The sequence below is a fragment of the Oceaniglobus indicus genome (genome assembly GCF_002751875.1).
GTDB lineage: Bacteria > Pseudomonadota > Alphaproteobacteria > Rhodobacterales > Rhodobacteraceae > Oceaniglobus > Oceaniglobus indicus.
In genome coordinates, this window is sequence record NZ_NMZM01000006.1 from 102,016 (window position 1) to 121,896 (window position 19,881).

22 protein-coding genes are annotated in these 19,881 nt (G+C 64.8%); 9 read left to right on the forward strand and 13 right to left on the reverse strand.

The genetic code is table 11. The features are described from left to right. Positions 1 to 98: 98 nt before the first annotated feature. Positions 99 to 1,115: a TRAP transporter substrate-binding protein gene (locus CFP68_RS10970; protein WP_099826971.1), complete on the reverse strand. Its 1,017-nt coding sequence runs from the start codon at positions 1,113 to 1,115 to the stop codon at positions 99 to 101. 180 nt (positions 1,116 to 1,295) lie between these two features. On the opposite strand from CFP68_RS10970, the gene CFP68_RS10975 reads away from it, so the two are divergent. The 6 genes from CFP68_RS10975 to CFP68_RS11000 all read left to right on the forward strand — a co-directional run bounded on the left by CFP68_RS10975 (position 1,296) and on the right by CFP68_RS11000 (position 7,562). Next, positions 1,296 to 1,973, forward strand: coding sequence for a GntR family transcriptional regulator (locus tag CFP68_RS10975; protein WP_099826972.1), 678 nt, complete (start codon positions 1,296 to 1,298; stop codon positions 1,971 to 1,973). 47 nt (positions 1,974 to 2,020) lie between these two features. Continuing rightward, a complete protein-coding gene (locus CFP68_RS10980; RefSeq protein WP_099826973.1) occupies positions 2,021 to 2,767 on the forward strand; it encodes an SDR family oxidoreductase in 747 nt (248 codons plus the stop codon). A gap of 104 nt (positions 2,768 to 2,871) precedes the next feature. Beyond that, entirely contained in the window at positions 2,872 to 4,656 is a 1,785-nt protein-coding gene (locus CFP68_RS10985) for an IlvD/Edd family dehydratase (protein WP_099826974.1), read from the forward strand. A 23-nt stretch (positions 4,657 to 4,679) separates the two neighbouring features. Further along, entirely contained in the window at positions 4,680 to 5,528 is an 849-nt protein-coding gene (locus tag CFP68_RS10990) for a fumarylacetoacetate hydrolase family protein (RefSeq protein ID WP_099826975.1), read from the forward strand. Between the two features lie 15 nt (positions 5,529 to 5,543). Continuing rightward, positions 5,544 to 6,503: a 2-hydroxyacid dehydrogenase gene (locus CFP68_RS10995; RefSeq protein ID WP_206601911.1), complete on the forward strand. Its 960-nt coding sequence runs from the start codon at positions 5,544 to 5,546 to the stop codon at positions 6,501 to 6,503. A 153-nt stretch (positions 6,504 to 6,656) separates the two neighbouring features. Then, a complete protein-coding gene (locus CFP68_RS11000; RefSeq protein WP_099826976.1) occupies positions 6,657 to 7,562 on the forward strand; it encodes a LysR family transcriptional regulator in 906 nt (301 codons plus the stop codon). A 1-nt stretch (position 7,563) separates the two neighbouring features. Here the strand turns inward: CFP68_RS11000 and CFP68_RS11005 are convergent, their stop codons facing one another. The 4 genes from CFP68_RS11005 to CFP68_RS11020 are packed head-to-tail and all read right to left on the reverse strand — an operon-like array spanning position 7,564 to position 10,512. Beyond that, the gene (locus CFP68_RS11005) at positions 7,564 to 8,490 is read right to left on the reverse strand and encodes an OmpA family protein (protein WP_099826977.1); all 927 of its coding nucleotides are present in this window, start codon (positions 8,488 to 8,490) and stop codon (positions 7,564 to 7,566) included. After that, on the reverse strand, positions 8,487 to 9,059 hold the full coding sequence (locus CFP68_RS11010; protein ID WP_099826978.1) for a peroxidase-related enzyme: 573 nt from the start codon (positions 9,057 to 9,059) through the stop codon (positions 8,487 to 8,489). The genes CFP68_RS11005 and CFP68_RS11010 overlap by 4 nt, the downstream gene beginning before the upstream one ends. Then, positions 9,056 to 9,784, reverse strand: a complete 729-nt coding sequence (locus CFP68_RS11015) for a GNAT family N-acetyltransferase (RefSeq protein ID WP_099826979.1) — start codon at positions 9,782 to 9,784, stop codon at positions 9,056 to 9,058. Before CFP68_RS11015 ends, CFP68_RS11010 begins: the two co-directional genes overlap by 4 nt. Next, positions 9,781 to 10,512 (reverse strand): competence/damage-inducible protein A, encoded by a 732-nt coding sequence (locus CFP68_RS11020; RefSeq protein WP_099826980.1) that lies wholly within the window; start codon positions 10,510 to 10,512, stop codon positions 9,781 to 9,783. The genes CFP68_RS11015 and CFP68_RS11020 overlap by 4 nt, the downstream gene beginning before the upstream one ends. A 106-nt stretch (positions 10,513 to 10,618) precedes the next feature. Between CFP68_RS11020 and sfsA the strand changes: the two genes are divergently transcribed. Next, on the forward strand, positions 10,619 to 11,323 hold the full coding sequence (gene sfsA / locus CFP68_RS11025) for a DNA/RNA nuclease SfsA (RefSeq protein WP_099826981.1): 705 nt from the start codon (positions 10,619 to 10,621) through the stop codon (positions 11,321 to 11,323). 49 nt (positions 11,324 to 11,372) lie between these two features. Beyond that, positions 11,373 to 12,257, forward strand: coding sequence for a type I methionyl aminopeptidase (map, locus tag CFP68_RS11030; RefSeq protein WP_099826982.1), 885 nt, complete (start codon positions 11,373 to 11,375; stop codon positions 12,255 to 12,257). 25 nt (positions 12,258 to 12,282) lie between these two features. On the opposite strand, the gene CFP68_RS11035 is transcribed toward map, so the two are convergent. From CFP68_RS11035 to CFP68_RS11045, 3 genes are read right to left on the reverse strand one after another with little or no spacing between them, the layout of a single operon-like run. Beyond that, positions 12,283 to 12,942: an HAD family hydrolase gene (locus CFP68_RS11035; RefSeq protein WP_099826983.1), complete on the reverse strand. Its 660-nt coding sequence runs from the start codon at positions 12,940 to 12,942 to the stop codon at positions 12,283 to 12,285. Next, positions 12,935 to 13,504 (reverse strand): 16S rRNA (guanine(966)-N(2))-methyltransferase RsmD, encoded by a 570-nt coding sequence (rsmD, locus tag CFP68_RS11040; RefSeq protein ID WP_099826984.1) that lies wholly within the window; start codon positions 13,502 to 13,504, stop codon positions 12,935 to 12,937. The genes CFP68_RS11035 and rsmD overlap by 8 nt, the downstream gene beginning before the upstream one ends. Beyond that, entirely contained in the window at positions 13,501 to 14,709 is a 1,209-nt protein-coding gene (locus CFP68_RS11045) for an NAD(P)/FAD-dependent oxidoreductase (RefSeq protein ID WP_099827120.1), read from the reverse strand. The genes rsmD and CFP68_RS11045 overlap by 4 nt, the downstream gene beginning before the upstream one ends. A gap of 90 nt (positions 14,710 to 14,799) precedes the next feature. Here CFP68_RS11045 and CFP68_RS11050 point away from each other — a divergent pair, with 90 nt between their 5' ends. Further along, on the forward strand, positions 14,800 to 15,288 hold the full coding sequence (locus CFP68_RS11050; protein WP_099826985.1) for a peroxiredoxin: 489 nt from the start codon (positions 14,800 to 14,802) through the stop codon (positions 15,286 to 15,288). 81 nt (positions 15,289 to 15,369) lie between these two features. On the opposite strand, the gene CFP68_RS11055 is transcribed toward CFP68_RS11050, so the two are convergent. The 5 genes from CFP68_RS11055 to CFP68_RS11070 are packed head-to-tail and all read right to left on the reverse strand — an operon-like array spanning position 15,370 to position 19,872. Next, the gene (locus CFP68_RS11055; protein WP_099826986.1) at positions 15,370 to 15,624 is read right to left on the reverse strand and encodes a DUF1129 domain-containing protein; all 255 of its coding nucleotides are present in this window, start codon (positions 15,622 to 15,624) and stop codon (positions 15,370 to 15,372) included. Beyond that, a complete protein-coding gene (locus CFP68_RS18210; RefSeq protein ID WP_169961470.1) occupies positions 15,621 to 15,797 on the reverse strand; it encodes a hypothetical protein in 177 nt (58 codons plus the stop codon). Before CFP68_RS18210 ends, CFP68_RS11055 begins: the two co-directional genes overlap by 4 nt. Before the next feature lies 1 nt (position 15,798). Continuing rightward, positions 15,799 to 17,697 (reverse strand): nitric oxide reductase activation protein NorD, encoded by a 1,899-nt coding sequence (locus CFP68_RS11060; protein ID WP_099826987.1) that lies wholly within the window; start codon positions 17,695 to 17,697, stop codon positions 15,799 to 15,801. Positions 17,698 to 17,701: 4 nt separating this feature from the next. Further along, positions 17,702 to 18,499, reverse strand: coding sequence for a CbbQ/NirQ/NorQ/GpvN family protein (locus tag CFP68_RS11065; protein ID WP_099827121.1), 798 nt, complete (start codon positions 18,497 to 18,499; stop codon positions 17,702 to 17,704). A gap of 2 nt (positions 18,500 to 18,501) precedes the next feature. Beyond that, complete coding sequence (locus CFP68_RS11070) at positions 18,502 to 19,872, reverse strand: cbb3-type cytochrome c oxidase subunit I (RefSeq protein ID WP_099826988.1); 1,371 nt, start codon at positions 19,870 to 19,872, stop codon at positions 18,502 to 18,504. Positions 19,873 to 19,881: the final 9 nt, after the last annotated feature.

The following is a 19,881-nucleotide window of genomic DNA, read 5'->3' on the forward strand; positions in this document are numbered from 1 at the left end:
CGGTCCCGTACGTTCATGTTCGACCATCATGGCCTCCGGTTAGTGGAAATTGGCAAAAGGCGGGGCCATGATCGGCCCCGCCAAAGCGTCGATCGGGATTACTTGGCGACGAGGCCCAGCTGGTCCAGATACTCGAGGTGCGATTCGACCAGGGCCTTGGCTTCCGGCGTATCGGCGAACTCGGGCCAGGTGGCCTGGGCTGCGGCACGGAATTCGGCCATGTCTTCCTCGGCCCATGCGCTCACCGTGACGCCTTCTTCGCGCAGCTCGGCCGCGGCTTCGGCGTTCAGCTTCTCGAAGGTCAGCGCGGTGCGCAGCGCCAGCGATTCCATCGCGGTCGAGATGATCGCGCGGTGATGCTCGGGCATCGAATCCCACTTGTCCTTGTTGCAGGCCAGGTGGTCGGACGGCATCGAATGGAAGCCGGGATAGTTGGCGTATTTCACCAGGTCATAGAGGCCGATGGACTTGTTGTTGGCCAGGCCGGAATAGTCCGTCGCATCGATGATGCCGGTTTCCAGCGCGGTGAAAACCTCGGTGAAGTCCATCACGATCGGCTTGGCGCCCAGCTTTTCGAAGATCTTGGTTTCCATGCCCGGGGGCGAGCGGAACTTCCAGTTCTCCAGGTCGGCGACCTTGGTGATCGGCTTCTTCGAGGCCAGGCTTTCCTGACCATAGATCCACCAGCCGACCAGCTGCATGTTGTATTCGTTGTAAAGTTCCTGCGCGGCTTCCATGCCACCGCCGTAATACAGCCACGACAGCTGCTGATACGGGGTCGCGTAGCCGCCCATGATGTCACCGACGAACTGGAACGCGCTGTTCTTGCCGGTCTGATAGGCGCCGCCGGTGAAGTCGCAATCGAGGATGCCGGTTGCGGCCGCATCGAAGGTTTCGACGGTTTTCACGACCGAGGACGAGAAGAACATCTCGATCTCGATCTCGCCGTTGCTCATCAGCTCGATCTTGTCGACGAATTCCTGTGCCAGCTTGCCCGACGTCTGCTCGGGGTTGTAGTGCGACTGGATCCGCAACGTCGTGGTTTCTGCAAACGCACCGGTTGCCACCAGGGTCGTTGCTGCGAGCGTCGCCGCAGCTGTCTTAATAAATGTCATGGAGTCCTCCCAGACTGGATGAATGTCACGACAGCCGCGTGTTCGTCCCGCATTAGCCGCGTCGCAAAATCGTATCAACGTCGATCAGCCCGGGCAAGAACGTAATTTAAAAATATAAATCTTGAAATTTCGACCCGATATCGATTTTATCGCCGTGAACCTTGGGAGGGGGCCGCGGTGATGACCGACAAGATCGGAACGCCCGATATACATGAGGATTTGCGCCGTCGGCTGATCACCGGTGGCTTCGTGCCGGGCCAGAAGCTGAAGCCGGACGAATTGCGTGGCGCCTATGGCTGTTCGATCAACACCGTGCGCGAAGTCCTGCTGCGGCTGTCGTCGGCCGGATTGGTCACCTTCCAAGATCAGCGCGGCTTTCGCGCCCGCGAATCATCGCTGCGTCATCAGCACGAATTGACGCAGATGCGGGTGCTGCTGGAACAGGAAGGCGTCGCGATCTCGATGCGGGACGGCGGCCTTGAATGGGAAGCGCAACTGACCGCCGCCCATCACAAGCTGTCGCACATCGAGGCCCGAATCGCGGCCCTGGGCGCGGTCGAGCCGGTGCTGGACACCTGGTGCGCCGCCGAATGGGAGTTTCACGAGACGCTGATATCGGCGTGCGGGTCCGACCTGATGCGCCAGACCTATGCCGCGATCTATGATCAGTTTCGCCAACAGCTTGTCACCCGCGAGACGAACTTCGGCTATTATCCCAACAACGTCGCCGAACACCTTGGCATCGTCGAAGCGGCCCTGGCTCGCGACGAAGCGTTGTGCCGGCGCCGTATCCACGAACACCTGGCCCGCAACCTGCTGCCCCTTGACGCGACGGCACCGATGCGAAAGCTCGCCTGAGACACCCAACCTTCCCTGAGACACCAACCGAAACGAAGGACGATCACATGACCAACCAGAGACTTTCCGGCAAGCGCGCGCTGATCACGGCCGCAGGACAGGGCATCGGCCGCGCCTCGGCGCTGGCCATGGCGGCCGAGGGCGCCCATGTCTTCGCCACCGACGTCAACGAGGACGCGCTGTCCGAACTGGCCGCCATGGGCCATGACAACATCGAAACCTTCGTGCTGGATGCCTGCAGCGACGAATCGGTCAAGGCCGGCGTCGAGCGCGCACAGCCCGATGTGCTGTTCAACTGCGCCGGGTTCGTCCATGCCAACACGGTCCTGGACTGCACCGACAAGGATTGGGATTTCGCGTTCGACCTGAACGTGCGGTCGCAATGGCGCACCATCCGCAACGCCCTCCCCGGCATGCTGGAGCGCGGCACCGGATCGATCATCAACATGTCGTCGGCCTGTTCGTCGATCATCGGCGCGCCGAACCGTTTCGTCTATGGCACCACCAAGGCGGCCGTGATCGGTTTGACGAAATCGGTGGCGATCGAGTACATCACCAAGGGGATCCGCTGTAACTGCATCTGCCCCGGCACCGTCGAATCGCCGTCGCTGCACGAACGGCTGAAGGCCACGGGCGATTACGAGGCCGCGATGAAGGCCTTTGTCGCACGCCAGCCCATGGGCCGGATCGCCAAGGCGGAAGAGATTGCCGCGCTGACCGTCTATCTGGCCAGCGACGAGAGCGGCTTCACCACCGGCCAGCCCCACATCATCGACGGCGGCTGGTCCGGCTGATCGCCCCGGCCGGACACGGATGAAAGCGGCCCTGCGGGGCGAGTATTTCTGGCAAGAAAAAGCGGGTTCGCACACGGGCGGCCCGCATGTTCCAAGGACATCCCATGACCAAGAAAACCGAGCTTCGTTCACAGAAGTGGTTCAACAACCCGGAAAACCCGGAAATGACCGCCCTGTATCTGGAACGGTATGTTAACTATGGCCTGACACGGGGCGAATTGCAGTCGGGCAAGCCGATCATCGGCATCGCCCAGACCGGCAGCGACCTGTCGCCGTGCAACCGCCACCACATCGAGCTGAGCAAGCGGGTGCGCGACGGCGTGATCGCCGCCGGTGGCACCGTGATCGAGATTCCGGTGCATCCGATCCAGGAAACCGGCAAGCGGCCCACCGCGATGCTGGACCGCAACCTGGCCTATCTGTCGCTGGTGGAAACGCTGTTCGGCTACCCGCTGGACGGTGTCGTTCTGAACATCGGCTGCGACAAGACGACGCCGGCCCTGCTGATGGCGGCGGCGACGGTGAACATCCCCGCCATCGCCCTGTCGGTCGGCCCAATGCTGAACGGCTGGCATCGGGGCAAGCGCACCGGATCGGGCACGATCATGTGGACCGCCCGCGAGATGCACGCCAAGGGCGAGATCGACGACGACGGCTTCATGGAACTGGTGGCCAGCTCGGCCCCGTCGGTCGGCTATTGCAACACCATGGGCACGGCGACGACGATGAACTCGCTGGCCGAGGCGCTTGGCATGCAGCTGCCCGGATCGGCGGCGATTCCCGCGCCCTACCGCGAGCGCGGGCAGATCAGCTATGAGACCGGGCGACGCATCGTCGAGATGGTCCACGAGGACCTGAAACCGTCGGACATCATGACCCGCGAGGCGTTCGAGAACGCCATCGTGGTGAACTCGGCCATTGGCGGATCGACCAACGCGCCGATCCACCTGAACGGCGTTGCGCGGCATCTGGACGTGGCGCTGAACAACGACGACTGGCAGGGGCTGGGTCACAAGATCCCGCTGCTGGTCAACCTGCAGCCCGCCGGCGAATACCTGGGCGAGGATTACCACCGCGCCGGGGGTGTGCCGGCCGTCATCGGCGAATTGCTGAAGGCGGGGCTTTTGCCGCATCCGGACGCGATGACCGCCAATGGCAAGACCATGCGCGAGAACTGCGAAGGCAAGCTGACCGAAAACGCCGACGTCATCTATTCCATCGACACGCCGATGCTGAAGGACGCCGGGTTCATCAACCTCAAGGGCAACCTGTTCGACAGCGCGATTATGAAGACCTCGGTGATTTCCAAGGAATTCCGCGACCGTTACCTGTCGAACCCCGACGATCCCGAGGCCTTCGAGGGCACCGCGTTCGTGTTCGACGGACCCGAGGATTTCCACGCCCGCATCGACGACGAAAGCATGGGCATCGATGAGAACTCCATCCTGATCATGCGTGGCGCCGGGCCGATCGGCTATCCCGGTGGCGCCGAAGTGGTCAACATGCGCCCGCCCGCGTATCTGCTGAAACGCGGCATCAACGCCCTGCCCTGCCTGGGGGATGGACGCCAGTCCGGCACATCGGGCAGCCCGTCGATCCTCAACGCCTCGCCCGAGGCGGCGGATGGTGGCGGTCTGGGCCTTGTGGCGACCGGCGACCGCGTGCGCATCGACTTGCGCAAGTGCACCGCCAACATGCTGGTGGATGACGCCGAACTGGAGAAGCGCCGCGCCGCCTTGCCCGAACGGCCGTTCTCGCCCCCTAGCCAGACGCCCTGGCAGGAGCTGTTCCGCGAAAAGGTGCGCCCGTTCAGCGAAGGCATGATCCTGGACGGTGCCGACAAGTATCAGGACATCGCCCACAAGGGCCTGCCCCGCGACAACCATTGATCACAGACCAAGGAGAAATGTGAATGAAACTCGTCCGTTATGGCGAAGCCGGTGCCGAAAAGCCGGGCATGATCGACGCCGATGGCAAGATCCGCGACCTGTCGGCCCATGTGTCCGACATCGCCGGTGATACCCTGTCCGACGCCGGGCTGGAAAAGCTGCGCGCGCTGGATGTGAACGACCTGCCGGTTGTCGAAGGCAACCCGCGTTTCGGCCCCTGTGTCGGCAGCATCGGCAAATTCATGTGCATCGGGCTGAACTATTCCGATCACGCCGCCGAATCCGGCCTGGAAGTGCCCGAGCATCCGGTGCTGTTCATGAAGGCCACCAGCGCCGTCGTCGGCCCGAACGACGACATCTCGATCCCGCGCAATTCCGAAACCTCGGATTGGGAAGTCGAACTGGGCGTCGTCATCGGCAAGGCGGCGAAATACGTCAGCGAAGCCGACGCGCTGGACTACGTCGCCGGCTACTGCGTGATCAACGACGTGTCCGAACGGTCGTTCCAGAACAAGCTGTCGGGTCAGTGGACCAAGGGCAAAAGCTGTGACACCTTCGGGCCGACCGGTCCGTGGCTCGTCACCCGCGACGAGGTGGGCGACCCCCAGAGCCTGGGCATGTGGCTGGACGTGAACGGCAAGCGGATGCAGACCGGCAACACCGACACCATGGTGCACACGGTCGCCAAGATCATCGCGCACCTGTCCAGCATGTTCACCCTGCATCCGGGCGACGTGATCTCGACCGGCACACCTCCGGGCGTGGGCATGGGCATGAAGCCGAACCCGGTCTATCTGAAGGCGGGCGATACCATCACCCTGTCGATCGAAAAGCTGGGTGAACAGAAACAGTCCGTGAAGATGGACGCTTGAGCGAAAGGCCCCGCGATGAAACCCGGACTTCTTCTTATCGGCGACGCGACCCAGCGGATGCTGGACCGTTTCGACGCCGAATTCACGGTGCACAAGCTGGCCGAGATCGACGATCTGCAGGCTTGGCTGGCCGAGAACGGTGAGGGCATCATAGCCGTCGCCACCAACGGTCATGCGGGTGTGAAGCCCGAGATCATGGCGGGGCTGCCCAACCTCAAGGTCGTCAGCTGCTATGGCGTGGGATACGACGGCGTCGACACCGACGCCTGTGTCGAACGCGGCATCCTGGTGGCCCACACGCCGAACGTTCTGAACGACGACGTGGCCAACACCGCCATCCTGCTCATGCTGGCGGCCTCGCGCGATCTGGTATTCAACGATGCCTACGTGCGCGCCGGACGGTGGGAGAAAGAGGGCAACACGCCCCTGACCCGATCACCGGAAGGCAAGACCTACGGCATCGTCGGGCTGGGCCGGATCGGCGAAACGATCGCCGAAAAGCTGGCGGCGTTCAACGCCAGGGTCGTCTATCATTCACGCAACAAGAAGGACGGGGTCGATTACGAATACTATCCCGACCTGGTGAAGATGGCCGAGGACAGCGATTACTTGATCGTCATCACACCCGGTGGCGCCGCCACCGACAAGCTGGTGAACAAGCAGGTGATCGAGGCGCTGGGACCGCAAGGCACCCTGATCAACGTCGCCCGCGGCACGGTCGTGGACGAGGAGGAGATGGTGAAGGCGCTCAGCGACGGGCGCCTGGGCTGGGCCGGTCTGGACGTGTTCCGCGAGGAACCCAAGGTTCCGTCCGAACTCTATGACCTCGACAACGTCACCCTGCTGCCCCACGTGGCCAGCGCCACGCACGAGACCCGGCAGGCCATGGGCGATCTGGTCTGCCAGAACCTGTCCTCCTTCCTGAAGGATGGCACGGTCGAAACGCCGGTGCCCGAGTGCGCGCACCTGCAATAAGCGTTCGGAAACGCCCCGCCGTCTGGCCGCGGGGCGTTTCCAATCCCTTCACGATTACGGCCTGACCCCCTTATTGTCTTCGCCTCTCCGCATTCCTGCCTGAATTGCCTGCGATCACTCGGGTTCTAGCGGCCAACGGAATCGAGGACGAAGATGGACAGACTGACCGAGATGGAGGCCTTCGCGACCGTGGTGGACCAGGGCGGTTTCACCGATGCGGCCAAGAAGATGGGCATTTCCAAATCCGCGGTGTCCAAACATGTCTCGTCGCTCGAGGCGCGTCTGGGCGCGCGACTGCTGAACCGCACGACCCGACGGGTCAGCCCGACGGAAATCGGCCTGGCCTATTACGATCGCGCGCGCCGCGTGCTGAACGACGCAGGTGAGGCGGATTCACTGGTGACCGCCATGCAATCGGCACCCTCGGGGTTGCTGCGCATCAGCGTTGCCACCGATTTCGGCGTCAATCACCTGTCGCCGATCCTGGGCGAATTCCTGTCCGAATTTCCCGACATCACGGTCAACATGGTGCTGAACAACCGATTCGTCGAACTGATCTCGGAAGGCTTCGACATGGCCGTGCGGATCGGCGAGCTGGAAGACAGCACCCTGCGCGCGCGCAAGCTGACCGAAACCAACAAGCGCATGATCGGCGCGCCCGCGTATTTCCAGCGCTACGGCCGGCCCTTGAAGATCGACGATCTGAACGAGCACAAGCTGCTGCATTATTCCAGCCAGTCAAACGGCGCCGTCTGGAAACTGACCGCGCCATCGGGCGAAAAACGTCAGGTGCGCACCGCCGGCTGGCTTTCCGTCAACGATGGCCAAAGCCTGTTGAACGCCGCGATCTCGGGTCTCGGCATCGCCTATCTGCCTTCGTTCCTCTATGCCGAGTCGATGGCAAAGGGGTTGGTCGAAGAGGCGATTCCCGACCTGCCAATGGAAACCCAAGGCATTTATGCCGTCTATCCGCCGGGCCGGTTCACCCAGCCCAAGGTGCGCGCGTTCATCGACTTCCTGGCCCATTCGTTTTCCGACAAGGGTCCGGACACCTGGTAGATCAGCGCGTCACGATCGCCTCGACCCGCCGGTTCGCCAATCGCCCCTCGTCCGATGTGTTCGCGGCCCGGGGGGCCAAAAACCCCACACCTTCGGCGCGCAGGCGATCGGCCGGAACCTCATAATCGCGGATCAGCCTTTGGCGTACGGATTGCGCGCGCCGCTTGGACAGGGCGATGTTGCCGGCCAGGCCGCCTTCGTCGTCGGTATGGCCCACCAGTGTCACCACCGTCGCCGGCGTATCGCGCAGGTAATCCGCCAGATCCCGCAGCGACGTGAAATCGCCGTCCGACAGGTCCGACGACCCGGTATCGAACAACAGGTCATCCAGCGGCGCCGCGCCCGTGTTGCGCAAGGCATCGGCAAGATCGCCCTCGGCCACCGTCGCAAGCGGATCCATCGACTTGCTTGATGTGACCACACGCACGGCTTCGCTGTCTTGCGGCGTCACCTCGGTCATCTGGACGAAGCCGGCACCGGGGGCGCGGCTGACCATCAGGGCAATGGCGTCGTCCTTCCCACGCTCGGCCAGAAGATAGCGGAAATCGCCCAGATCGACATACATGGCCGGCGCCGGCACCACATCGGTGGCAAAGCGGAAGTCGAACCCGCCGCAGGTGCGGTCGGCACAATCGAAAACCACGTCGTATCCGTTTGCGGTCAGCTGGGCACGCAACGGATCGAGAATCTGGAACGTGGTCAGACCCTGCGACGACAGCTTCCACGCCGTGCGGCGGATCTGGCCGGTGAAGGCGCGCGTCTCGACCGTGCCGTTGGCGAAGGGCGACACCGGAAGCCGTGTCCGGTCGCCCGCGACGACCGCATCGACCGTGACCCGCCCCTGCGCCGGAAGGTCAAGCGTCAGGGCCCCACTCGCAAGCGGGACAATGGCAAGGGCCGACGCGGTTATGGCGGTTCGTATCATCATCGGTATGAAGCGTGATACTCCGGGTTTGGTTTCATGTCCGTTGCGCTGGCAACGCGATTGCTCATGTTGAAGAACGCCGCGACCGATGCGATGTCCCAGATATCGCGGTCGGAAAACCCTGCGTCGCGCAGCGCCTGCCGATCCGCATCCACGACAGTATGGCATGATTCTGTCAATTTTGCGGCAAAGCCCAGCATCGCTGCCTGGCGTGCGTCCAGCTTGGCCACACGCCAGTTCAACACGATCTGTTCCCCCAGGATCGGATCGCCCGACAACTGGCGAACCGCCGCACCATGGGCCGCAAGGCAATAGAAACAACGGTTTATGGATGAAACAACCACCGCGATCATCTCGCGCTCAAGCTTGGTCAGGTTGCTGTCGCCCAGCATCAGGTCGTTGTACATCGCCGTGAATGCATCGAACTTGGCCATGTCGAAGGCGTAAGACCGCAACACATTCGGCACCATTCCCAGCTTTTCCTGGCAAATGTCGAAATACTTCTGCTTGTCGGCGGGCAGCGGATCGACCTGCGGCAGGTCCAGCGCGGTCGGTCGGTCGGTGTCGGTCATGTTTCATCTCCCTTGATGCGGTAATGGTAGCGCGCGTGCACATCCATCCCAAGCGTTTCATAGAATGCGCTGGCGCCGGTGTTCGCCTCGGTCACCAGCACGGCCATGGTATGGGCGCCCTGCGTGTCGGCCCAACGCGCGGCGTGGCGCATCAGGTGGCCGGCCGTGCCGCGACGCCGAAAGGCGGCGCGCACTTCCAGCGCATGCACCATCGCGATGCCGTCGTGCAGGGCGACGAAGCCCACGCCCGACGGCTTGTCGTCGGTGCGGCCCAGAAGCGCGGTCTTCGGACCCGGCGCGCGCGCCATCACGGCCAGGCGTGCGGGCCCGATGCCGGCCTCGGCCCAGATGTCGCGCATGATCTGCAACGGCTGCCAGATCGTGAAGCCCGAGACCGGCGGCAATGGCGCATCACACAGGCGCGCAATCGGGCAGCAACGCGCCAAGGTCGGATCGGCCATGCGGTATCCGGCATCGGCCAGTTGCGCGTCCAGGTCACCGCCCGCCTCGTCCAGCCGGAACAGCGCCGCCTGCCCCATGGCGCGCATGGCCATGGCCGCCGCATCGATATCGCCCGGACCGACCGGGCCATCGGCGGTGGCCGCCGACACCCGCTGACCACCCCCCTGTCCGTCGCGCAGAACGAAAGGGTTCAGCGCGATCCGGCGCGCGGGCGGCCACGTCGCCTCCATCGCCGTGAACAGCGCGTCGGGGGTCGGTGTCATGCGGGGGTGCCGGGAAACAATGCCACCAGTTTCGCCATCGCTTCACTGACCATCGGTCCATCGCTGCCCCGGATCACGACGTTGGTGCCATAGGCGCCGTTGCGCTGGAACGGATAGGAACCCATGGACAATTCGGGGTATTCTTCGGCCAGCCGGCCCAGGGGCCCGGCCACGTCGCCTTCGCCGCGGTCCACGCGCAAGGTCTGGCTTTGCAACGGTGCGCCACCGGTCAGGGTCGGCAGGACGGTGGCGACCATGGCCTGGAACACGTTCGGCACGCCGGCCATGACGTGCACGTTGTTGATCGTGAAGCCCGGCGCGATGGACACCGGGTTTTCGATCAGGGTCGCCCCCTCGGGAATACGCGCCATGCGCAGGCGGGCCTCGTTCAGCGCCGATCCCTGCCGGTCGTAATGTGCCGCCAGCAACTCGCGGGCATCGTCGCGCACGTCGATGGACACGCCAAAGGCGGCGGCGATGCAATCGGCGGTGATGTCGTCATGGGTCGGCCCGATCCCGCCCGAAGTGAATACGTGATCGAAGCCGTCGCTCAGCGCTTTGACCGCCGCGACGATGGCGTCGCGCTGGTCCGACACAATGCGCACTTCGGACAGGGCGATCCCGTGGCGCGTCAGCTCGGCCGCCAGATGGTGCATGTTGGCGTCGCGGGTGCGGCCCGACAGGATCTCGTCCCCGATGACGAGCATGGCAGCGGTGGGATTCGGCATGGCGCGGCTTTCCTGGTTGTTGCGCCCCAGATCTAGGCCGGATCGCGCGACCGGACCAGATGCACGACGACTTTTCCACCATGTGCCGGTCTGATAGGGACCGCGCATGAAGTTCGCCTCCCCCCTGCTGCCCGGTCGCCTTGTGCGACGCTGGAACCGGTTCCTGTGCGAAGTGACGCTGGACAACGGCGAAACGGTGCGCGCCCATTGCCCCAATCCCGGCGCGATGCTGGGGCTGAAGGATCCGGGGATGCGCGTCTGGGTCGAGCCGAACGACGATCCAAGGCGCAAGCTGCGGTATGGCTGGCGGCTGGTCGATCTGGGCGGCGGGCATTGGGCGGGCATCGACACCGCCGTGCCGAACCGTGTTGTTGGCGAAGCGCTGCGCGCCCGGGCGGTGCCGGAACTGGCCGCCTATGACACCGTGCGCCCCGAAGTCGCCTATGGCACCCGCAGCCGGGTGGATTTCCTGCTGCGCGGCGACGGGTTGCCCGACGCCTATGTCGAGGTGAAGAACGTGCATCTGCGGCGCACCGAAGATTGGGCCGAGTTTCCCGATTGCGTCACCGAACGCGGGGCCAAACACTTGCGCGAACTGGTCGGGATGGTGGAACAGGGCCACCGCGCCGTGATGCTGTATCTGGTGCAGCGGACCGATTGCGCGCGTCTGCGGATGGCGGCGGATCTGGATCCCGGATACGCCCGGGCCTTCGAACAGGCCGCCGATGCCGGGGTCGAGATGATATGCCATGACACCGTGATCGACACCTGCGGGGTCAGCTTGGGCGCGGCGCTGCCCGTGGTGCGCTAAGCCGCGGCACCCCATGTTGCGGGGCTGGAACATCCGGGCGGATTGCCCTATGCAACCTGCCATCAAATCGCGAGGGTCTGACGTGGACGAAACAAACCGTGGCCGCCTGACGAAAGACGGCATCCGCATCTATGAACGCGGCGATTTCGCGGGAATGCATGCCGCCGGAGCGCTGGCGGCCCGTATCCTGGATGACATTGCCGCCCATGTGACCGTCGGCCAGACCACCGGCGAGCTGGACCGCCTGATCACCCGCTGGATCGAAGAGGCCGGCGCGACATCGGCCACCATCGGATACAAGGGATACAAGCACGCCAGCTGCATCAGCGTGAACCATGTCGTCTGCCACGGGATTCCCGGCGACAAGATCCGCAAATGGGCCAACGACAAGGCGCGGCGCGTCGACGACACGTTGATGGACGGCGACATCCTGAACATCGACGTCACCGTGATCGTAGATGGCTGGTACGGCGATTCCAGCCGGATGTATGTGGCGGGCACCCCGAAGCCCTTTGCGCTGCGCCTGATGCAGGTCACCCACGACGCCCTTATGAAGGGAATCGAGGCGGTGAAACCCGGCAACACCTTCGGCGACATCGGCCATGCGATCCAGACCTATGCCGAAGGTCACAAGATGTCGGTGGTCGAGGCGTTCTGCGGTCACGGTCTGGGCCGGGTCTTCCACGCGCCGCCCAACGTTCTGCACTATGGCCGGCCGGGAACTGAGGCGGTTCTGGAGGAAGGCATGTTCTTCACGATCGAGCCGATGATCAACCTGGGCCGATATGACATCAAGGTTCTGTCCGACGACTGGACCGCGATCACCCGCGACAAATCGCTGTCGGCGCAATACGAACATTCGATCGGGGTCACGGCGGACGGCTGCGAGATCTTCACCCTGTCGCCCGCCGGCAAGTTCTTCCAGACGTTCTGATCCTTCGCGCGCGCCGGCAGCGGTATCAAATGGCGAACCCCAGGCGGGCCGCCGCGGCGCGGATGCCGTCGACCGGTTCCGCCCCGACAGCCGCCAGGCGCGCGGGGTCGGTGCGTTCCGCCAACCCCAGCGTCAGCATCCCGGCCCGCACCCCCGCGGTGCAGCCCGCCGGGCTGTCGTCGATCACCGCGCAGCGCCCCGGCGGCACCCCGGCGTCGGACGCCGCGCGCTGATACAGCGCCGGATCAGGCTTGGCCACGCCATAGGTGTGGGCGGAATAGATCCGGCCGGCGAACCGTTCGATCAGACCCGACTGGCCCAGCGTGATCTGCATCTTTTCCTCGCTGCCGTTCGATCCGACGGCATACCCCACGCCGGCCGCGTCCAGCGCATCGAGAAATTCGGTCACCCCGTCCAGCACGGGCACCCCGGCGCGCAGGGCGTCGTAGATATCGGCATAGATGCTTTCCAGCCAGTCGCCGGGCAGGTCGATTCCCCTGGCGCGCACGGTTTCGCCTGCACCCGCGATGGTGCCGCCGGTGAACATCTGGTCCACCTGGTCTTCGCTCAGGTACAATCCGTGGCGGGCGAGGTTTTCCATCAGGATGCGGGTGGTGACCGGTTCACTGTCGACCAGCACCCCGTCACAGTCGAAGATCACGAGATCGAATTGAACGTCAGACATTGGCGCCCCTTTCCAGGATGGTGATGACCGATGAGCCATACCTGCGCCGATCGCGCGATACCAGCCCCGGGGGCGGAACGGGGGCCGTCGCATCCTCCCACACCACCAGCCCGCCGGCGGCGATCCAGCCACCGTCCAGCGCCGAGGCCAGCGCCGCAGCGCCCAGCGCCGTGCCATAGGGTGGATCCATCAGCACCACGTCGAACGGCGCGCCGGGGTTGGGACCAAGCCGGGTGGCGTCGCGTTTCAGGATCGCCGTCGCGTCCTGCGCGCGGCATTTCGCAATGTTCGCCGCGATCAACCGCTGTCCCGCGCGCCCGTTTTCCACGAACGTCACATGGGTCGCACCGCGCGACAGCGCCTCGAGCCCCAGCGCGCCGGTGCCCGCGAACAGGTCCAGCACGCGGGCCTCGTGCAGGGGGGCGCCATAGCCGCCGTTGACCAGCAGGTTGAACAGGCTTTCGCGCACCCGGTCGGTGGTCGGGCGCAGATGGGCCGCGGCGTCGCCTTCGCCCACCGGGGTCAGGTGGGTGCCGCGCATCCGCCCGCCGATGATCCTCATGCGCGCAACAGGGCCTTCAGGTCGGTTGCCGGATCCTCGACAACGCTGGGCGCGGGGGATTTGCCGGCCTCGATCAGCCGCTTGGCCACCATGAAGCCGCGCGGATCGTTCATCGCATCCACCGCCAGCAGGGTATCGCCGGCATAATACCAATGGCTGACCGTCGCGCCGTCGCCGGGGCGCACCACGACGCGGTCGTATCCGCTGTTCAGCCCGGCGATCTGCAACTTCACATCGTATTGGTCGGACCAGAACCAGGGATGCGGGGCATAGGGCGTATCCGCGCCCAGCATGTTGGCGGCGACAGCCTCGGCCTGGTCGATGGCGTTCTGCACCGATTCCAGCCGGATCTGCGCGCCGCGGTGGGGAAAGACGGTGCAATCGCCCGCCGACCAGATCGCCGGATCCGACGTGCGCCCGTGGCTGTCGACCACGATGCCGTTGTCCACGTCCAGCCCTGCCGCCCGCGCCAGCCCGTCATTGGGCACGATGCCGACGCCGACGATGGCGAAATCCGCCGGGATCACCGTGCCGTCGCCCAGCCGCGCACCGGTGACGTGGTCTTCGCCCAGCAACCGGTCGAGCGCCGAGGCTTCGCGGATATCGACACCCTGGGCGCGGTGCAGCGCGCGGAAATAATCCGAAGTCTCGGGGGCGGCGACCCGTTGCAGTATCCGGGGCGCGGCCTCGATCAATGTGACGTCGAGGCCCAGCTTGCGCGCCACCGCCGCCGCCTCGAGGCCAATATAGCCGCCGCCGACGATGACGGCCCGCGCACCCGGTGCAAAGGCCGGAACCATGCCGTCGACATCCGTCAGGGTCCGCACGCCGTAAACTCCGGCCAGATCGCCACCGATGGCCGCCGGCAGGCGGCGCGGCGTCGATCCCGTGGTCAGTGCAAGCTGGTCATAGGTCAGCGTTTCATCGCCCAGGGTCACGGTCCTGGTCGCGGGATCGATGGCCGCCACCGTCTGGCCCAGCCGCAGATCGATATCGTGGTCGGCATAGAAGGTTTCGGGCCGCAGATACAGGCGCGCCTGCTCCATCTCGCCCAGCAGATAGGCCTTGGACAACGGCGGGCGTTGATAGGGCGGCACCGCTTCGTCGCAGATCAGGGAAATGCGCCCGGAAAAGCCCAGCGCCCGCAGCCTGGCGACCAGGGAAGATCCCGCCTGCCCGCCACCGATGACGATGATGTGATCCATGGTGTTTCCCGCCCGCTGCGCTGCCTTGCTGTCGCGCCCGAACCCTATATGCAGGCATGCACGACATACAATCCAGCGAAAGGACATTTCATGGCGATCAAGGAAGGCGACAAACTGCCCGGCGCGCACCTGTTGCAGATGGGGGCCGATGGGCCGGAAAGCGTGAACCTGTCGGACAAGATGACGGGCCGCAAGGTGGTGATCTTCGCCGTGCCGGGCGCGTTCACCGGCGTCTGCACCACCGCCCATGTGCCCAGCTTCATGCGCGTGATGGACGGGCTGAAGGACAAGGGCGTGGACGAGGTGATCTGCATCTCGGTCAACGATCCGTTCGTGATGAAGGCTTGGGGCGAATCGACCGGCGCGACCGAGGCGGGCATTACCATGCTTGCCGACGCCGAAAGCGCATTCACCACCGCGCTCGGCATGAACTTCAGCCGCCCGCCGGCCGGCTTCGTCGAACGGTCGGCGCGTTATGCCATGCTGGTCGAGGACGGTGTCGTGAAGGTGCTGCACCTCGAGGACTCGCCCGGCACCTGCGAGGTTTCGGGCGGCGAGGCGATGCTGGCCGCGCTCTGACAGCGCCGATCGCGGGAATGTGACGCAAGACGGCCGGTGTCAGTCGCCGGCCGTTTTCATTCGTGGCTGACCGGTCGGCGGTCAGGTGCCTGACAGATCGGAATCGGCGCGGTCCATCAGGTTGCGGATATGGCGCGCGAAAAGCCATGTCGCCGGCACGCCCAGGATGATGCCGCCCACCAGCGCCCACATCGGTGACAGGGTGGGCAGCCCGACCAGCGGCGCGAACAGCCCGGCCATGAACAGGTTGATCCAGACGGCGCCAGCGCCGAACGGATACAGGACCAGGGTCAGTTTCCCCACGCCCCAGCCGGATCGGGGACGGGGCGCTGTCATCGGCGGCGCACCAGCAGATGCACGGCCAGCAGCGCAACCAGAAGCCCGACCGAGGCGGCAAAGAACCACCATTCCGCCGTGGCCGACTGTGGCTGCGGGATCGGGCGCTGGAACGGCGCGGCAAAGGCCAGTGTGGGGCAGAGGGTGGCGATGGCCAATACGATGCGGTTCATGTCAGCTCTCCTGTGTGAGGGTGCGATATATGTCGGGCAGCACGCGGGTCAGACGGTCGGGACGGGTCAGAAGGTGGAAACCGCCGCGCCCGAAGATCCGCGCGAACCAGTCCTGGCCGTCTTCGTCGACGACGATGCCGTGGACGGCCTGGCCCGCGCGCCGCGCCTCGGCCACGGCCATGTGGCTGTCCTCGATGCCGTGGATGCCTTCGTAGTGATCCAGATCGTTGGGCTTGCCGTCGGTCAGGACGATCAACAGCTTCTTCGCCGCGGATTCTTCGGCCAGTTGCGCGCTGACGTGACGGATCGCGGCACCGAGGCGCGTATAATGGCCGGGCTTCAGCGCGCAGATATTGTCGATCACATCACGGCCCATCTTCTGGTCGAACCGCTTGCAGCGGGTCAGGAACACCCGGTCGTTGCGCAACGACGAGAACCCCCAGATACCCAACCTGTCACCCGCCGCGTCGATGCCGCCGGCCAGCGCGGCCAGCGCATCGCGCGCCACGTCGATGACGCAGGTATCGCCCACGGCGGATTCCGTCGACCGCGACGTGTCGATCAGGAAGGCCACCGTCAGATCGCGCTGGGTCTGGCGTGACGACTGGAACACCCGGTCGTCGCAACGCCCGGTCGCCAGCAGGTCGATGCGCGCGGCGATGGCGGCGTCGAGGTCCAGCTCGTTGCCATCGATCTGGCGCGGTTGCAGGATGCGGCGGGGGCGCAGCACCTCGAACTGGCGGCGCACTTCCTCCATGCGGCGGGCGTCGGGCACGAAGGCGTTTGCCGGATCCGGCTCGGCCTCGGCCTCGAGCACGCGGCAATGGTCGGGCATGTAGCTGCGCGCGCGGTGGTTCCATTCGGGATAGGTATAGGTGTCGGACAGGCGCTCGTGGTCCGCGTCCGCCGGCGACAGGTCAAGGTGCAGGCGCAGCCGGGTTGCGGCCTTCTTGTCGTTCTTGGACAGGGTGATGTTGTCCTGATCCTCGGCCGCCTTCTGGGCGTTTTCCTCGTCGTCATCGTGAATCGACCGGTTCAGGTTCATCGATTCGACCCAGGACAGGATCGCCTCGAACCGGTGCAGGATGAAACTGTCCTTGCGGTTCGCCTGATCGCGGTCCTCGCGCAGGCCCAGCTTGCGCTTGGTCATGGTTGCGCCGGCGGGAATCTCGGACTGGTCATCGGCCTGGTCGTCGGGGGCGTCGCCGCGCCCGGCCTCGGCGAAGTCCAGCCAGATCGGCACCGGCGCGAAGGGCATGAAGCCGCGGGGCGCCGCCGTGTCGGAAAGCTCGGGTGCGGTGCCACCGTTCAGCGTGTCGCACACCGCCGCCTCGATCGTCGCCTCGCACGCGGGGCGCTGAACACCGGGGCGGGTGGCGATGATATGCGCGGCCATGGTGTCATGGGGGTCGCGCAGGCCGACACACTGCGCGCGGACCTGCGCACCGATCGCGGCATTGGCGCGGATCATCGCCAGATCCCGCGCCGGGCCGGTCAACTGGCCGGCGGCGCATGTGGCGTCGTCGCACAGGGCCGCCAGCGCCGTCAGCCAGAAATAGGCCTGGCGATTCAGCGCATGGGTGGGAAAGAAATCGATGTGGGGCGGCAGGCGCAGGCGTTCGCCATCGAACGACGGCAGGAACACCTTGTCGCGTTCCGTCGCCAGCTTGCGGATATGGGGGCGGCGGTGGCGGGCGACGGTGGCCGCGGCTTCGGTCATTTCCACGCCGGCGGCACCGCCGAGGGCGCGGAACATCATGGTCAGGCTGGGGCGGATCGCGGACAGTTCCGCCGCTTCGTCGGGATACGACGTCGCCGCCCCGATCCGGACCACGTAATCGTGCCAGACGTTGCCGACGGCCTCTTCCGGGTCAAGCAGATCGAGGGGACGCAGTGCCATATCATCAACCGTAGATCGTGGTGACCAGATCGCGCAGGGCGGTCTGGATGTCGGGATCGTCGCTCAGCGGTTCGATCACCGCCGCTTCCAGCGCCTTTTCCACGCCCATGCCACCGGCCATCAAGGTCGCGGCATAGATCAGCAGACGGGTCGAGACACCTTCTTCAAGGTCCATCCCCGAGAGGTTCCGGATGTGCCCGCCCAGACGGACCAGGGGTGCGACGCGCCCGGCTTCCAGCCCGCTTTCCTGCGCCACCACGCGGATTTCGGTTTCCGGATCGGGAAAGTCGAAGGTGATCGCCAGGAACCGTTGCCGGGTCGAGGGCTTCATCCGCTTCATGACGTTCTGATAGCCGGGATTATAACTGGCGATCAGCATGAATCCGGGCGGCGCGTACAGTTCCTCGCCGGTGCGGTCGATCATCAGCGTGCGGCGGTTGTCGGTCAACGGGTGCAACACGACGGTGACGTCCTTTCTGGCCTCGACCACCTCGTCGAGGTAACAGATCGCGCCTTCGCGCACGGCGCGGGTCAGCGGGCCATCGACCCATTCGGTTTCGCCACCACGCAGAAGGTAGCGTCCGATCAGGTCGGCCGCCGACAGGTCGTCATGGCAGGCGACGGTATAAAGCGGCCGGCCCGTCTGGGCCGCCATGTGTTCGACGAACCGGGTCTTGCCGCAGCCGGTCGGCCCCTTCAGAAGAAGGGGCAGACCGTTGGCATGTGCCGCATCGAACAGGGCGCACTCGTTGCCTGTTGCCGCGTAGAAGGGCAAGGCCGGCGTTCCTGCATGGGCATTCATCGTCATTCTCCCGCTACGGTTTCGGATGTCGTCGGGGCCGGGTTGGCGGGGCCGGCATCGATGATCTCGCGCTTGCGCACCACCATGATCGAATAGATGAACAGCAGCGCACCCAGAACCACCGACGATCCGGCGATGAAGCGCATCACGTAGAACAGGACAAGTTCGTCCTGAACCTCCATGTAGTAATACCCCAGCACCCGCTGCATGTGCGTCTGGATCACACCGGCAAAGGTCAGCGTGAACGTCATGAACGCCATGCCGCCGGTCATCAGCCAGAACGACGCCATGTTCAGAACCTGGTTATAGGGCTCGCGGCGGCGCAGCAGCGGCATCGCATAGGTGATGATCGCCAGGTTGATCGCGACATAGGCGCCATAGAACGCAAGGTGGCCGTGGGCCGCGGTGATCTGGGTGCCGTGGGAATAGAAGTTCACGCCGTGCATGTTGTGCAGCACGCCCCAGACCCCGGCGCCGAAAAAGGCGATGGTGGCCGAACCCAGCGACCACAGCAGCGCCGCCTTGTTGGGGTGGTTGCGCCGGCCCTTCCAGACCATGACGAAGGCGAACGACATCATGAGGAAGAACGGCACGATTTCCAGCGCCCCGAAGATCGACCCGATCCATTGCCAATAACCCGGCAACCCGATCCAGAAGAAGTGGTGCCCGGTGCCGAGGATGCCGGTGAACAGCGCCGTGGCGACGATGACATAGAGCCACTTCTCGATCACCTCGCGGTCGACCCCCGTCAGCTTGAGCAGCAGGAAGGCCAGGATCGACGCCATCACCAGTTCCCATGTGCCCTCGACCCAGAGGTGCACGATGAACCACCAGTACATCTTGTCCAGCGACAGGTTGTCGGGGTTGATGAACGAGAAGATCCAGAGCAGCGACAGCAGCCACAGCCCCATCAGCAGCACGCCGGTGATCGCGGTCTTGCGGCCGGCCAGCACGGTCATCGAGATGTTGATCAGGAAGATCACGGCCGCGACAAGGATGCCGAACCTGACCCACAGGGGCTGTTCCAGGAATTCCCGTCCGCCGTGAACCTTGAAGCCATAGCCGATGACGGCGCCCAGGGTGCCGATGATCATGATCGCCAGTTGCAGATAGGCCAGCTTGGTCGACCAGATCTCGCGCTCGGCCTCTTCGGGGACCATGTAATAGGCCGCGCCGAAGAACCCCAGCAGCAGCCAGACGATCAACGCGTTGGTATGGACCATGCGGATGATGTGGAACGGAAAGATCTCGGCCAGGAAGTTCGGCTGGACATAGACCCAGCCGATGGTCAGCCCGCCCAGCACCTGCACGGCGAACAACGCCATGGCGGCGACAAAATAGGCGTAGGCCACCTGTTGTGATTGATATTTCATATGCTTGAC